Origin of the sequence: Psychrobacter sp. PL15 (assembly GCF_035984995.1) — a bacterium.
Classification (GTDB): Bacteria; Pseudomonadota; Gammaproteobacteria; order Pseudomonadales; family Moraxellaceae; genus Psychrobacter.
Genome location: NZ_JAXCIB010000004.1, coordinates 193,224 through 208,723 on the forward strand (window position 1 = coordinate 193,224; position 15,500 = coordinate 208,723).

10 protein-coding genes are annotated in these 15,500 nt (G+C 44.9%); 7 read left to right on the forward strand and 3 right to left on the reverse strand.

Features of this window, described 5'->3' with window-relative positions; all coding sequences use genetic code 11:
* Window positions 1-70 precede the first annotated feature (70 nt).
* Window positions 71-991 (reverse strand): DUF808 domain-containing protein, encoded by a 921-nt coding sequence (locus tag RCH20_RS05285; protein ID WP_209955550.1) that lies wholly within the window; start codon window positions 989-991, stop codon window positions 71-73.
* A gap of 526 nt (window positions 992-1,517) precedes the next feature.
* On the opposite strand from RCH20_RS05285, the gene RCH20_RS05290 reads away from it, so the two are divergent.
* The 5 genes from RCH20_RS05290 to RCH20_RS05310 all read left to right on the forward strand — a co-directional run bounded on the left by RCH20_RS05290 (window position 1,518) and on the right by RCH20_RS05310 (window position 7,611).
* Window positions 1,518-2,303 carry a DsbC family protein gene (locus tag RCH20_RS05290; protein WP_327192897.1) on the forward strand — a complete coding sequence of 262 codons (786 nt, stop codon included), beginning with the start codon at window positions 1,518-1,520 and terminating at the stop codon, window positions 2,301-2,303.
* Between the two features lie 127 nt (window positions 2,304-2,430).
* A complete protein-coding gene (locus tag RCH20_RS05295; RefSeq protein ID WP_327192830.1) occupies window positions 2,431-3,786 on the forward strand; it encodes a homoserine dehydrogenase in 1,356 nt (451 codons plus the stop codon).
* A 158-nt stretch (window positions 3,787-3,944) separates the two neighbouring features.
* Window positions 3,945-5,126, forward strand: coding sequence for a thiolase family protein (locus RCH20_RS05300; RefSeq protein WP_327192831.1), 1,182 nt, complete (start codon window positions 3,945-3,947; stop codon window positions 5,124-5,126).
* A gap of 797 nt (window positions 5,127-5,923) precedes the next feature.
* A complete protein-coding gene (locus tag RCH20_RS05305; protein WP_327192832.1) occupies window positions 5,924-6,772 on the forward strand; it encodes a PRC and DUF2382 domain-containing protein in 849 nt (282 codons plus the stop codon).
* Between the two features lie 161 nt (window positions 6,773-6,933).
* Window positions 6,934-7,611 (forward strand): YsnF/AvaK domain-containing protein, encoded by a 678-nt coding sequence (locus RCH20_RS05310; protein ID WP_327192833.1) that lies wholly within the window; start codon window positions 6,934-6,936, stop codon window positions 7,609-7,611.
* Window positions 7,612-7,719: 108 nt separating this feature from the next.
* Here RCH20_RS05310 and RCH20_RS05315 read toward each other — a convergent pair whose 3' ends face one another.
* Complete coding sequence (locus RCH20_RS05315) at window positions 7,720-8,253, reverse strand: hypothetical protein (RefSeq protein WP_327192834.1); 534 nt, start codon at window positions 8,251-8,253, stop codon at window positions 7,720-7,722.
* A gap of 409 nt (window positions 8,254-8,662) precedes the next feature.
* The gene (gene secA, locus RCH20_RS05320; protein WP_327192835.1) at window positions 8,663-11,482 is read right to left on the reverse strand and encodes a preprotein translocase subunit SecA; all 2,820 of its coding nucleotides are present in this window, start codon (window positions 11,480-11,482) and stop codon (window positions 8,663-8,665) included.
* Window positions 11,483-11,808: 326 nt separating this feature from the next.
* Between secA and mutS the strand changes: the two genes are divergently transcribed.
* Together mutS and fdxA are read left to right on the forward strand one after the other, a co-directional pair.
* The gene (gene mutS, locus RCH20_RS05325) at window positions 11,809-15,072 is read left to right on the forward strand and encodes a DNA mismatch repair protein MutS (RefSeq protein WP_327192836.1); all 3,264 of its coding nucleotides are present in this window, start codon (window positions 11,809-11,811) and stop codon (window positions 15,070-15,072) included.
* 94 nt (window positions 15,073-15,166) lie between these two features.
* Window positions 15,167-15,490, forward strand: coding sequence for a ferredoxin FdxA (gene fdxA / locus RCH20_RS05330; protein WP_209955566.1), 324 nt, complete (start codon window positions 15,167-15,169; stop codon window positions 15,488-15,490).
* Window positions 15,491-15,500: the final 10 nt, after the last annotated feature.

A 15,500-nucleotide genomic window follows, 5' to 3' on the forward strand; every position in this document is an offset into this window, starting at 1 on the left:
TTTGGGGCTTTTTTATACTTGACTGAACGTGTTTTAATCAGCTACTTATTTAATGGGCAGCAGGTGCGTCTTAGCCTTTATTTCGTATTTTACCAATGACAGTAATAATAGCGACCACTATTACACCGACAATTAGACCAACCAGGCCATTTAATAACATAGTGGTCGCACTCTCAAAAACCCCTGTTAGATGTGCTAAGTCTTCTACGCCATGCTCTAAAAAGCCAATACCATGTACTAAAATACCACCACCGACTAAGAACATCGCCAGCGTACCGGCAATCGATAAAAACTTCATTAGTTTTGGCGCAGCAGCCAGCATGAATTCACCAAGCTTACGCGTACCCGCACTAGCATCTGGCTTCTCGATCAAATGTAGTCCGGCATCATCAATTTTTACAATACCTGCAACTAGGCCATAAATGCCGACAGTCACCACAATAGCAATAATCGATAGTACCACCGCTTTTTCTAAGATACCGGCCCCAGCTGCTGTTATTGCACCTAAAGAGATGACTAAGATTTCAGCTGATAAGATAAAATCGGTACGAATCGCCCCTTTTATTTTTTGCTTTTCAAAGGCGACCAAATCGACCGTTTCATCGGCGTTGGCTTGCCGGCGCGCATTTTGCTCTTCATCATGCGGCAATAAGGTAGGCCAAAACTTATGAATGACCTTCTCCGCCCCTTCGTAGGCCAAAAACAGCCCACCGCACATTAACAATAACGTCACTAACGGTGGATAGACGGTGCTTATTAATAAGGCAGCGGGCACTAAAATCAGTTTATTAATAAAAGAGCCTTTGGCGACTGCCCAGATGACAGGCAGCTCACGGCTGGGCTTGACACCAGTCACTTGTTCGGCGTTGAGTGCTAGGTCATCGCCTACCAGACCCGCTGTTTTTTTAGCCGCCACCTTAGTCATGACAGAGACGTCATCCATCAATAGACTAATGTCATCAAGCAATAGTAATAGACTGCCACCTGCCATGGGGTCTCCTTAGTATAAGTTGGTTTAAATGAGTGGATATCAAATAACGAGCGTTAAATCTGATAGTCATAGACTATACAATTTCTTGTAGATTACCTAGACACGTAATCATATAACATAGCAAAAATGTATCTTGTTTTTTATTATGAAGCGTCACTTATGATGTATTTAGAAAGATGAGCAGACAGCTTTTGGCTGTCATTTATGAAAATATGTTAATATAGAGCATTTTATCTCAATCAATTATGCATTTTTTAGTATCAAAAACCATTTAAAACGATCCATCAAGAAGCGTTTAATTAGCAACATCATTTAGCAACATCATTTAGCTGCATCATTTAGCTGCATCGTATTGTCACCTTTATTTATCAGTCGTTCTAACCCTTACCTTGATGCTCTTGTCATGTACACACGATTGGGCACGCCTGCCTATAGGAAACGTCATATGTCCTTCTCACCTTTTTCTAATGCTACTGTGAAAACGTCTACCAAAAAACCGGCGGGTAATAATTTATCACGCGCCTTAATGAGTGGATTATTGGTCATGGTTGCCGCTGGTTGCTCTAATAACGCCACCGATGCTACTAGTAGTAGTAATACTGCGATTGTAAACAGCGCACAAGCAAAGACCAGTATAACAACAGCAGAAGGTAACGACGCTGCCGTGGTTAAGGCCTTACAAGCCAATTTAAAAACCTCAGGTATTGAAGAAAAAATTCTCTCAGCAGTGCCAACGGATATGGATGGTATTTATTGGGTGACTGCCGAAGGATTACCAGCGTTTTTTACTGACAAGTCAGGCAAACATATTATTCAAGGGCAAATTATCGCTGTTGGACAAGGCGCACCCGTTGATATCAGTGGCGAATTAGTCGCCAATACGGCACGAGATGCGCTAAAAAAAGTCGATAAAAAAGACATGGTTATCTATCCGGCAGCAGGTAAGACCAAAGCGGTGGTTTACGCCTTTACGGATGCTGATTGCGGTTACTGTCGTAAATTGCACGAAGAGATGGATGACATCAACGCTCGCGGCATCGAAGTACGTTATTTAGCATGGCCCCGTAGTGAAGAAACCATTCCAAAAATGGAGGCCATTTGGTGTAGTCAAGACCGCAACGCGGCGATGGATCAAGCCAAAATGGGGGCCAATGTACAGGCACCTAGCTGTAGCAACCCCGTTCAAGCACAAATGGCACTTGGAAGAGCCTTGGGTGTACGCGGTACCCCTGCTATCTTTACTGAGTCCGGACAGCAGGTGGGCGGTTATCTACCAGCGGCGGAACTGGCACAAGCCGTAGGCGCTAACTAATCAGCGTGCGACAGTGAGTAGACGCAACAAATGCTTGTCGGTATGATAAGATAAAGCGCTATGCAAAATCTGCAGCACCCTTTTTGTCTATATTTTTTATCCACCCATTTAATCTCTTGAGGATACTGTGAGTAAATCCATCAAACTAGCGATACTTGGCCTAGGTACCGTCGGTACTGGCGTGGTCAATCTAATAAACGATAATTTAGGCGAGCTAAAGCGTCGCAGCGGACGTGATATCGTCATTACTGAGGTCGGTACGCGTCGTCAGCGTGACGATATTGACCCTAATATTATCCAAAACAGTGATTTAATGGCAACCGCCGCCAGCGATAACGTCGATATTGTGATCGAATTGATTGGTGGTACCACGCTTGCCAAAGAGGTCATCATGCACGCCATCAAACATGGCAAACATGTGGTCACTGCCAACAAGGCACTACTGGCTGAACATGGCAATGAGATTTTTGCCTTGGCTGAAGCAAACCAGGTGCACGTTGCTTATGAAGCGGCAGTCGCTGGTGGTATTCCCATCATTAAAGTGATGCGTGAGGCCCTCGCTGCCAATAAAGTCGATTGGCTGGCAGGTATCATTAATGGTACGGGCAACTTTATCATGACTGAGATGCGCGATAAAGGTCGTCCATTCGAAGATGTGCTTGCAGAGGCGCAGGAGCTTGGCTACGCAGAAGCGGATCCTACTTTCGATGTTGAAGGTATTGATGCTGCGCACAAACTGGCGTTACTGGCTTCTATCGCCTTTGGTATTCCTTTACAGTTCGATAAAGTCTACTGCGAAGGTATCAGAAACATCACCTTGCAAGATGTCAATTATGCCGAAGAGCTGGGCTATCGCATCAAGCATGTCGGCTTTGCAGTTCGTCGTAACAGTACTGGTGATGAAACCAGCCATGATGATAATGCGGGTATCGAGCTACGTGTACATCCGACGCTAATTCCACAAGATACCCTGTTGGCAAATGTAAATGGGGTCAAAAACGCAGTATTAGTGAATTCGCATCCGCTTGGTCAGACCCTATATTATGGTGATGGCGCCGGTGCCGGTGCCACGGCCTCTGCCGTGATGGCGGATGTCATGGACTTAGTGCGCGTTTTGGGATCTGATGATCACAATAATCCGGGCAATAACAGCCATCATGTACCACATTTAGCCTTTATTCCTGAGCAGTTATCTGATACACCGATACTACGCGCTGAGCAAATGATTACTGGCTATTATTTGCGCGTACATGCTTATGATAATCCAGGTGTATTGGCCGATATTACCCGTATCTTGAGCGATGCCGGCATTAATATTGACGCTATTTTACAAAAACCTGCTCATAAAGTGGGCCAGGTTCCGGTAATTATTTTGACACTACCGGTGGTTGAAAGCCAAATGAATTTAGCCATCGAAAGAATTGAAAAGCTGGCTACTGTTACCGATAAGGTAGTACGCATTCGTTTAGATGAGCTCGCTTAAGATAATAACGCGCGCTTGATTTTGACTCACTCGTGCTTGCTTTTTAATCATCCAATGTGGATGATGATAGTTACCCACTACGAAATTGGGTATAACAGGGTGTTAACTTATTTATTGATAAGTTTTTAATTAAAACAGATAAACAAGGAAGAATAACGATGTCGAATGATGCGATTGTAATTGTTAATGGCGCACGTACCCCAATGGGTGGCTTTCAAGGCGCTCTCAAGGACGTTACTGCTACCGATTTAGGCGCTACCGCTATTAAAGCTGCTGTTGCCCGCGCTGGTGTTAGCCCTGATAGTATTGACGAAGTGATTATGGGTTGTATCTTGACCGCTGGACTTGGCCAAGGTCCTGCTCGTCAAGCCATGCGTAAAGCAGGCCTGCCAGATGCCACGGGTGCCGTCACCATTAATAAACTGTGCGGCTCAGGACTCAAAGCCGTTATGCAAGCCCATGACGGCATCAAGGCCGGTAGCTTCAATGTTGCGGTCGCCGGTGGTATGGAGTCTATGACTAATGCCCCTTACCTCATGCCAGGTGCACGCGAGGGTTATCGCATGGGCCATAAAGAAGTAAAAGACCACATGTTCTTAGATGGTCTAGAAGATGCTGAGACTGGCAAGCTTATGGGGCAGTTTGCTCAAGAAGTCGCTGACAAGAAGGGTTATACCCGTGAGCAAATGGATGACTTTGCGATTGAGTCGCTCAATCGTGCGTTGACCGCTATCAAAGACGGTCACTTCAAAAATGAAATTACCTCGGTTACTTTTAAGACTCGTAAGGGTGAAGCAACGGTCGAGACTGATGAAGAGCCTGGTCTTGCCAATGCTGAGCGTATTCCAACCTTACGCCCTGCGTTTGCCAAAGACGGTACGATTACTGCAGCCAATGCCAGCTCAATCTCAGACGGCGCGGCAGCGGTCGTCTTAATGAAAGAATCACAAGCCAAATCTGAAGGCCTAGAATATCAGGCACGCATAATTGCGACGTCTTCAAACTCGCGTCACCCAAGCGAATTTACTATTGCGCCAGTTGGCGCTGTCGAAAAAGTATTGGCCAATGCAGGCTGGTCGGTTGCAGATGTCGATCTGTGGGAAATTAATGAAGCTTTTGCGATGGTGACTATGCTGACCATGGACGAGCTAAAAATTGAACACGCTAAGGTTAATATCGAAGGCGGCGCTTGTGCGCTTGGTCATCCAGTCGGCTGTTCAGGCGCACGTATCTTAGTAACCCTGATTAACTCGCTAACACGTACTGGTGGCAAAAAAGGCGTCGCAACCTTATGTATCGGTGGTGGTGAAGCAGTAGCTGTGGCTATCGAACTGGCCTAAACCCTTAGCTCGCGACCAGACTCATCATATAATGAGTTTTGTCGCAAACTATATTGATTAAGTCTTATTGATTTAAGATAGATTAATAGGGCTCAAGATATCAGTATCGTTAAAATACCTTAAAAACGCGACAGTACTGCTGGTATAAGCTTTTTGCAGCCTCTGTCTGCGTAGGCACAGCAAGCAAGAAAAACGTATGCCAGCAGTACGTTATGTATCGATATTACTTTTCATTGACTATAGTTGATTGTTAGAATCAAATAGGACCGCATTGTCAGCGTACAATGCGGTTTTTTTGTACCCGCAGACTTATCCTCGCGTAAGGGTGTTGCACTATGCTCCTACCTTAAGCTTATAGGTAAGTATTTTGGTAGCTGAAAGCTTGTGTACTGAAACTTTATGAAAATATCAAGAATAGTTTGCATTGTAAAAAAGCGTTAACTTGTACCTATGCGATGTTATTACGCTTACAGCCCATTACACAGATTTACGTCAGATGCACACTTTGCTACTTGGCTTATATATCTCATTTAAAAAACCAATGTTACGATAATCATAAGGTGCAAGAGCAGCAGCTAATGGTAATTTTTTAAATATTATAATTTTCTCAGCTGTCGCATTGAACTTTTAATAGCAAAAGCAAATAGAAAAATCAAATGACTATTAAGTGTTTTATAGGAATGTTCAATAATACATTGATAGCTAGCGTTAGATTTTGACGCAATTGTTTTACGTTTTATTTTTATTTTTATTTTTATTCGACGACACCAATTTACTTATATAAAAGGAAGACAATAATGAGCCAACTCATTCGTTTACAAGACATTCAAGCGACTCATCGCGACCTAATCGGTGACGATTATTATGATCCAACAGGAAAAACTGCTTATGGTGCTAATGAAGAAAAAATAGGTAAGATCGAGGGCGCACTAGTAGAAGACACTACTGGTCGTATCCGTTATTTAATTGTTGATGCCGGCGGTTGGTTCAGCTCAAAAGACGTGCTGGTACCCGCAGGCTTGGCACGTATCATTGGTGACGATGTATTCTTTGACAGCCTGACTGAATCACAAGTAGAGGCAATGGAAGTATACGATCACGACTATCAGTACAGTTACAAAGAGCAGTACGAAAACGATCGTAAAGCATTCGTTGCAGACACAGTTCCTACTGAAGAACGCATGGAAATGCAAGATACTGATTACAATGCACCAAATACTCTCGAACTATTAGAAGAGCGTCTGACCGTTAATAAAGACCACATTGTCGCAGGTTTAGTAAAAGTAGGTAAGCATGTCGTTACTGAAGAACGTAATGTTGAAGTTGATCTAGAAGAAGAGCATGCTCACATTGAACGTACGAATGTCGATCGCCCAACAGATCGCCGTATCGGGGATGTGGATGGTAACGAGACCATTGAAATCGAGTTAGAAGCTGAACGTGCGCGTGTTAGTAAAGAGACTTATGTTGCAGAAGAAGTCAACGTAGGCAAAACGACTGAGCGTCGTACCGAGACTATCATTGAGACTATCCAACGTGAAGAGTTAGATATTGACCGTGATGGTAACGTTGTAGACCGTGAAGGTAATATTATTGACCGTGATGATATCACTGCTGACGACGTGCGCCGCGCTCGTGGTATGTAATGAGTAGCTACTATTAATAACCATTATTAATAACGACGTCTAGTTTATAAATTAAGGTCAGAGTGGGTCTCTGACCTTTTCGAGTGGGCAGCCAATAACTCATATTTAATAACTCATATTTAATAATTAATACTTCACCGTTAATAATAGGGAATACAATCATGAGTACTGATCATAATAACAATGACGTCAACCAAACCACTGCTAGCTTATCGCCTACTGATGTTGATAATGTTAATACCGTAAAGCATGATGATCCTAGTATCAACCAGAATGCTGATAGCTTGACAGAGTCACCTAACTTAATAGAGTCGCCTAATTTGACAGAGAACGCTGCTGTTAGTACTATCAGCAAACAAAGCGCAAATTATCTAGAACTGTTAGAAGAGCGCCCTGTGGTCAATAAAGAGCGTTTAGACGTTGGAAAAGTGACTGTTACCAAGCACTCGCGTACTAAGATGATTGAAGTGCCTATTGAGCTGGTGGAGGAATATATCACTATTCGAACCGAATATAACGATGCCGAGAGCCAAGATTTATTATCGGGCAATTACGATGACCAAGATATCTTGCGTCACGTTGAACCCTCGTTAGACAGCAAGGCGGTGGTTACCATCAACGGTAAGCAAGTTGAGATTGGTGACACCCCAGTGGAAATCGTCTTATCGCGGCAAGTGGCTACTATTACGAAAAACACTTATGCTATCCAAGAAGTCGAGATCAGTAAAACCACCCATACCCATACCGACAACATTACAGTCGAGCTCAAGCATGAAGAGCTAGACATCACAGAAGAAGGGTTTTTGCAGCATGAAGGTACGCGCACTCATAACAAATAAGTAAACCTTTAGGTATGATCTAAAAATCAGATGCAAAAAAAGCAACGCGAACGTTGCTTTTTTTATGGCCATTATAAAAACTAGGCTGTGGAATATAGCTCATTCAGCCTATTGAGTTTTATTACATTCGTAAGTGTTTATATCGGCTTCATCTGCACCCGCCGTACGTATTACGCCAGTTGCACGCTCTTGATGAGCCACACGCCATTGGGTAGCACCTTTACTGCCATCAAGCGCGGTCGCTACTTCAAACATTTCAGGACTGCTACTGTCATTGGTTTTGGTTAGCATCAAGGTCCCTTGCTCTGTTGCCAATACCACTTGCTTGTCTGCGTCTTTATAAGTCGCTTCGATTTTAAGCTCAGGTGAGCACAAATACGTTATCTGAGTCACATCGGTATTTACCGTGGCAACCGTATCCTCTTGCACTTCATTTAACGAGGCATCCTCATTAGTGACCACCACATTATTAGGCTCAGCAGGGTCGGCCGACATAGGAACTGACTCTTCCGCATTAATGCTGTCTTCTAAACTGGGCTCAATCTCTGATTGCTGTTGGCAAGCGCTAAGGCCAATGGCACTGACCAATAAACTGGTCACAAATACAGAAGCGCGCAGTTGTTTTGATCGTCCTAGATTCATGTTTTTCTCCTATATTAAGATGCTAAATACTATAGCGTGTCCACATATACACGCCTATGTCGAAATTGTAAGCAGGGACTACAGAGTACCTCATAACTGCTGTGGCAGTTGCCGCATTAACGTTTGCATAATGCCAAACCACTCGCCTATTTTGCCCAACACCTAACTTGTCAAGCACCTTGCTTGTCAAATATAGTTAAAATACCTTAAACACGCTAGGGTACTGCTGGTATAAGCTTTTTGCAGCCTCTGTCTGCGTAGGCACAGCAAGCAAGAAAAGCTTATGCCAGCAGTAGCTTATGTATCGATATTACTTTTCATTGACTATACCTGATTTATCAGTATAAAAAAGTCCCTGTCTACAAGAGGTAGCGAGGGACTTTTTTATTATGGGACGATCTAATAATGATTAAATCTTACCGTGACACTGCTTATATTTAAGCGCAGAACCACAGGGGCAAGGCGCATTACGACTAATATTCATACCCGCATAAGGGTTCGATTCAGCAGCAGCTACCCCAGCTCCCGCACCTGCTGCACCGGCAACATTGACGCGCATCTGACCATTGGCACGTGCGCCTTGGTTTTGATTGTGTTCGTCTGGTTGCGACTGGCCTGCTGCCATCATATCTAGGCTATCTAGATTATCGACATCACTGTGCTCAAACTGCATTTGCATTTTTGCCGCATCTGAGCGTTGTTGCGCTTCTAATGCCTCTAATTCTACTTTAGTCGGGATATGGACGCGTGACAAGTCTTGGACGGTCTCAGATTTAATGGCCCCGAGCATCATTTGGAACAGCTCAAATGACTCGCGCTTGTATTCTTGCTCAGGATTCTTTTGCGCATAACCGCGCAAGTGGATGCCTTTACGCAGTTGGTCCATTTGCGTTAGATGGTCTTTCCAGTGCTTGTCTAAACTCTGTAGCATAAAGTGACGCTCAAGTTGAGCAGCACTTTTGTCACCCATTTGCTCACGGCGACCGTGATAATGTTCAAGAGCAGTGTCGATAACTTTCGCACGTAGACCTTCTTCGTCCAGACGACGGTCTTCATCGAGCCAATCATTAACCGGCATGGTTATTTTAAACTCACTGTCAAGCTCGTCTTCAAGTCCATCAACGTTCCATTGATCATCGACTGAGCCTGGCGGAATGAACTGGCTGATCATGGCGTTATAAACTTCACCATGCATGATTCTGATGGCTTCTAGCAAATCCATATCAGCGAGCAAATCGTCACGCTGACCGTAAATGACTTTACGCTGATCATTGGCCACGTCATCATATTTTAGCAGGTTTTTACGGGCATCAAAATCGCGACTTTCAACCTTGCCTTGGGCATTTTCAATCGATTTTGAGACCATTTTATGCTCAATAGCTTCGTCTTCTGTCAGACCCATGGCGCGCATCATGTTGACCACGCGATCACCGGCGAAGATTCGCATCAAGTCATCTTCTAATGATAAGAAGAAACGCGACATACCTGGATCACCTTGACGGCCAGCACGACCACGCAGCTGATTGTCAATACGGCGCGACTCATGACGCTCAGAGCCAACGATGTGTAAGCCACCGGCATCGACCACTTGGTCATGCTTTACTTTCCATTGGGCTTTTAGGCGCTGCATTTCTTCTGGACCGACTGAGTCTATATCTTCAATAAAAGACTGCCAGTTACCACCCAAGATAATATCGGTACCACGACCAGCCATGTTAGTAGCGATGGTCACTGATTTTGGGCTACCCGCCTGCGCGATAATTTCTGCTTCACGCTCATGCTGTTTGGCGTTCAAGACGTTATGCTTAACGCCTTCTTGATCCAATAAATACGATAATTCTTCACTGGCTTCAATGGTTGCCGTACCCACTAGTACTGGCGCACCTTTGGCCTGAATCTCTTTAATCTCGCGGATGATACCTTTGTATTTACCTAACTTGGTTAAGAAGATTTGATCGTCCATATCTACCCGAGCAATCGGCTCATGAGTCGGAATCACAATCACATCTAAATCGTAAGTCGATTTGAATTCTGCCGCTTCGGTGTCAGCGGTACCCGTCATGCCTGACAGCTTGTTATATAGGCGGAAAAAATTCTGGAAGGTGGTGGTCGCTAGGGTTTGGTTTTCGGCTTGAATCTCAGCGTTTTCTTTGGCCTCTACTGCTTGATGCAGGCCTTCTGACCAACGACGACCGGGCATGGTACGACCGGTGTTTTCATCAACGATGACCACTTCGCCTTCATCGACGATATAGTGAACGTTTTTGACAAACACATGATGGGCACGAATGGCGGCTTGTACGTGTGCTAGTAATGGCAAACGGCTGGGGCTATAAAGACTTTCATTTTCGCCAAGCTCGCCGACTTCAATTAAAAAGCGCTCGATTTTCTCATAGCCTTTTTCACTGATTTCAATCTGGCGGTTTTTTTCATCAATCCAGAAGTCTTCTTCTTCATTATTCTTATTGGCTTCTTCGTCTTTTGAGCGAATCAATACCGGAATAATGGTGTTGATCAAGGCGTACATCCGTGATGAGTCTTCGGCCTGTCCTGAGATAATCAATGGCGTACGTGCTTCATCAATCAGGATGGAGTCAATTTCATCAATAATACAAAAGTTCAGCGGACGCTGCTTTTTTTCGCCTAGGCTAAAGACCATATTATCGCGTAGATAATCAAAGCCGTATTCGTTGTTAGTACCATAGGTAATGTCGGCTTGATAAGCATCTACTTTTTCTTGCGACGGCTGCTGTGAATAAATGACCCCAACTGTCAAACCTAAGAAGTTAAACAGTGGACGGTTCAAATCCGCATCACGGGCAGCCAAGTAATCGTTGACCGTGACCAGGTGGACGCCTTTGCCACTGATACCATTCAGATAAATAGCCAAGGTTGCCATTAAGGTTTTACCCTCACCGGTCTTCATCTCAGCGATTTTGCCTTCGTGCAAGGTGATACCACCAATCAGCTGCACATCGTAATGACGCATGCCAGTGATACGTAGCGACGCCTCGCGGCAAACCGCAAACGCTTCAGGCAATAGCGCATCTAGGCTTTCGTCTTTTTGGAAACGCGCTTTGAGCTCTGCTGTTTTTTGTTGCAACTGCTCATCAGACAGGGCTTGTATGCCAGCCTCTTGTGCGTTGATCTTGCTGACCACTTTGCGCATGCGCTTGAGTTCTCGGTCATTTTTGGTGCCAACTACACTGCCTACAATCTTTGATAACATAATTTTTAACCTATGGAAATATTCGATAATCAGCACATAGTCATCAAAGGCCTGCCTGCCGCCTTTTTATCACTCGACTAAGTATCACCCAATTAAGTGTGCCGTCATTATATATGGTTATCGCGCTGAGGGATACAAGAGCAAGGGGCAGATATTTGTCCGCATCAAAACCCAGTTAGTCATGTTAAAATAAGCTTTATTGTTGCCTTATTTTTGTATTATTTTTAACGATTTATATCAAAAATATAACGGCGATAGCCAATAAAATACTGGCGTTAAGATTCATTTAAAACACCCATTACGCTCAGAAAAATAAGAGACCCTGCATGACTGCTAAGCCATCTGTTCAAAACCATTCTTCCTTGACACTTACTGCATCAGAGCACAATTTATCAAGACCAAAGGCCTCTGAGCATTTAACCATCGGCGCTGCGGTCTATAATTTGGCTGACCATACCCCAATGATGGTGCAGTACCTGACTATGAAGGCCAACTATCCCCAAGCGATGCTACTCTATCGGATGGGCGATTTTTATGAGCTATTTTTTGACGATGCCAAACGCGCCGCCCAATTACTAGACATCACCCTTACCCGCCGTGGTACCGATAAAGCCGGCAACACTATTGCGATGGCAGGCGTACCCTTTCATGCCGCAGACAGCTATATGGCGCGACTGATTGCCGCTGGGCAAACGGTGGTGGTCTGTGAGCAAATTGACGAATCCGCCACTGCTTCACCCGTTATCGGCGATAAAAGTAAAAAGAACAATGATAGTAGTAAAGGTAAGCCGGCCACCATCATGCGCCGAGAAGTGGTCAAGACCCTCACCGCAGGCACCATTACTGATGATGCCCTTATAGCCCCTAACCATACCCCTACTGTAGTTGCTATTGATATTGCCAGCCCTAAAGCCAGTAGCAATCAACCACACCAAGCGGCAGTCAGCCAAATGGACCTGGCCGCAGGAACATTAACCACGCAAACGCTAAGTACAGCCACTGACAAAACAGCTGAAAGTGCTAACAATGGCATTAGCGACCTACAAGCGCAGATGCTTACCGTATTAGCTCGCTTTGCGCCCAGTGAATGCATTGTCAGCGAAGCCATCAGTGAAGAATGGTTGCTGTGGTTACGCAGTAAGCTCGATTGTCCCATCATAGAAGTAGCCGCCACTGACTTTCATCGCGACCATGCAGCAGCGACCTTATGTCAGCAGTTTGAAGTGCAACGACTTGATGGTTTGGGTATTGCTGATACGCCACTGGCTCAGTCTAGCTGCGCCGCTCTGATTCATTATGCAAGGCAAACTCAGCAGCGCCACGTGCCACAAGTTAACCAGCTGATTGTTGAAAATAGCGACGATTATCTGATTATTGATGCCAATAGCCAGCAGAACCTTGAACTGTTCACGCCAGTTAGCGCCAATGGCACCTCATTGATATCGGTGCTTAATCATTGCAAAACCCCAATGGGACGCCGATTATTAGTACAACAAATGAAGCGTCCATTACGTCAACATGCCCGAATCAATCAGCGCTTGGATGCCATTGCCAGTCTATTAACCACAGATAATAAGACGGACTATGCGCCAGTTGATTCGGATAATAGTCGTTCAAATAACCACCTTTTAAACCATACTGCTTTAAATCAAACCCCTGCAGGTCATAAATCTGCAGGTCATAAACTGGTCACGCATCTACGCGAGACTCTAAATGCGATTGGTGATATTGAGCGTATTAGCAGCCGTATCGGACTCATGAGCGCCAAACCGCGAGACTTACGTAAGCTGGCCGAGGGTATTGTCAGCAGCGAAAACCTAACGGCCCTGCTGACCGAATCCGGCATTCGTCCTGAGCACAAGGGCTTATTACCGTCGTTGATGCAGCAATTACCCGCGCAGCTACCTGCCGTACAAGCAGTCGCTGATCTGATTGAACGCGCCATTATCCTTGAGCCACCTGCCCATATCCGTGATGGTGGTATGCTGGCAGCCGGTTTCGATGAGGATCTTGATCGCCTCACCCATTTACATGACAATATCCAGGCGACGCTCGATGAGATGGTAGAGCGCACTCGGCAAACTTATCAACTACCAAGCTTAAAAGTAGGCTTTAACAAAGTCAGCGGCTTTTATTTTGAGCTACCCAAGATGCAGGCCAAAAACGCGCCTGGCCATTTTATCCGTCGGCAAACCCTCAAAAGTAGCGAACGCTTTATCACTGATGAGCTAAAGGAAGTCGAGACTGAGTATCTCAGCGCACAGACCTTGGCATTGGCTCGCGAAAAGCAGTTGTATCAAGAAATTCTCACTACTCTCAGCAGCCATTTAGCAGAACTGCAACAGCTCAGCTCAGCCATTGCCCAACTCGATGTCCTCAGCAATTGGGCCCAACTCGCCATTACCTATAACTGGCAACGTCCAATCATGACCAGTAACCTAAAAGGCAACAACTCAGAAAACCAAGGCTTAATTAATAAATCTTCAGCAGAGACTGACAAAGCTTATAAACACAAACATAGCCCTAATCAGAACCAAATTGAGTTGCACAGTGCAACCAGTATCGACATCAGAGCCGGTCGCCATGTGGTAGTGGAAGCAGCGCTCAATCCAAGCAACCACAATACCGAACACGCCAGCCATTTCGTGCCCAATGATTGCCAGCTGGGCAGCGACCAGCATCCTGAACGGCTGATGATTATCACCGGTCCTAATATGGGTGGTAAATCGACCTATATGCGCCAAACCGCACTGATTATTCTACTCGCTCATTGCGGTAGTTTCGTACCAGCAACTCAGGCACATATTGGTGATATCGATCGGATCTTTACCCGTATTGGTTCGGCAGATGATTTGGCAGGCGGTAAATCGACCTTTATGGTCGAGATGATTGAGACCGCCAATATTCTGAATCTGGCTACTGATAAATCACTCGTGCTGATGGATGAAGTTGGACGCGGCACATCAACCACTGATGGACTGGCTATTGCTCATGCCTGTGTCAATCGACTATTAGAAATCGGCTGCCTGACCTTATTTGCTACTCATTATTTTGAGCTGACCCAATTAGGCCAAAACCTTAGCAGTCGTTTTGCTGGTAGCGATGGTGCTAATGCTAGCGATAACAGCAAAAGTGATAACAAAGATAATGGCAAGCAGGACGGCATCCGTAACGTGCACGTGGCAGCAAGCGATATCGACGGACAATTGCTGCTACTGCATCAAATCCGTGATGGCGCGGCAAGCTCCAGTTTTGGACTGCATGTGGCGAAAATGGCGGGCATTCCTACCCAGGTGCTCAGTGATGCCAAACGCTATTTAACAGAACACTTGACGCCTGCACAGTCTTTGACTGATGACAAAACTGACTTAGCTAAGTCAAGAAACGATGAACGTCAGCCTAGCACTCGCAATAATGAGACTATCGGCGCTGTTACTACTCGTGTGCAACACGAAGCATCAATCTATAATAACCAACAAAAACAACTGCTTAGCTTATATAACAAACTCAACGACCTTGATCCTGACAGCTTAACGCCCAAACAAGCCCATGATCTGCTGTATAACCTCAAACAACTCATCAATCATTAAATGGGTTTGTTAAATGGACGTAAAAGCGCTAAAATATGCCTTATTTTCAATCTATTTTATTCATACGCCGAACCAATAACAGGTAGACATCAATATGACCTTTGTCGTTACAGATAACTGCATCCTTTGCAAACACACCGACTGTGTGGAAGTCTGCCCTGTGGACTGCTTTTATGAAGGACCCAATTTCCTAGTCATCGATCCTGATGAGTGCATCGACTGCGCACTATGCGAGCCTGAATGCCCTGCCAATGCCATATTTTCTGAAGATGAAGTGCCGAAGGGTCAAGAGATATACACTGAGCTCAACGCAGAGCTGGCACAAAAATGGCCCAACATCACAGAAATCAAGGAAAGTATGCCAGATTCTGAAAAGTGGGATGGTGTTGAAGGTAAGTTGCAGTATTTAGAGAGGTAGTTAAATAATT

Excerpts from the sequence above, each read along its gene's own strand:
- RCH20_RS05285 (WP_209955550.1), bottom strand. The coding sequence starts at position 991 with ATGGCAGGTGGCAGTCTATTACTATTGCTTGATGACATTAGTCTATTG.
- RCH20_RS05290 (WP_327192897.1), top strand. The coding sequence starts at position 1,518 with ATGAGTGGATTATTGGTCATGGTTGCCGCTGGTTGCTCTAATAACGCC.
- RCH20_RS05300 (WP_327192831.1), top strand. The coding sequence starts at position 3,945 with ATGTCGAATGATGCGATTGTAATTGTTAATGGCGCACGTACCCCAATG.
- RCH20_RS05305 (WP_327192832.1), top strand. The coding sequence starts at position 5,924 with ATGAGCCAACTCATTCGTTTACAAGACATTCAAGCGACTCATCGCGAC.
- RCH20_RS05310 (WP_327192833.1), top strand. The coding sequence starts at position 6,934 with ATGAGTACTGATCATAATAACAATGACGTCAACCAAACCACTGCTAGC.
- RCH20_RS05315 (WP_327192834.1), bottom strand. The coding sequence starts at position 8,253 with ATGAATCTAGGACGATCAAAACAACTGCGCGCTTCTGTATTTGTGACC.
- secA (WP_327192835.1), bottom strand. The coding sequence starts at position 11,482 with ATGTTATCAAAGATTGTAGGCAGTGTAGTTGGCACCAAAAATGACCGA.
- mutS (WP_327192836.1), top strand. The coding sequence starts at position 11,809 with ATGACTGCTAAGCCATCTGTTCAAAACCATTCTTCCTTGACACTTACT.
- fdxA (WP_209955566.1), top strand. The coding sequence starts at position 15,167 with ATGACCTTTGTCGTTACAGATAACTGCATCCTTTGCAAACACACCGAC.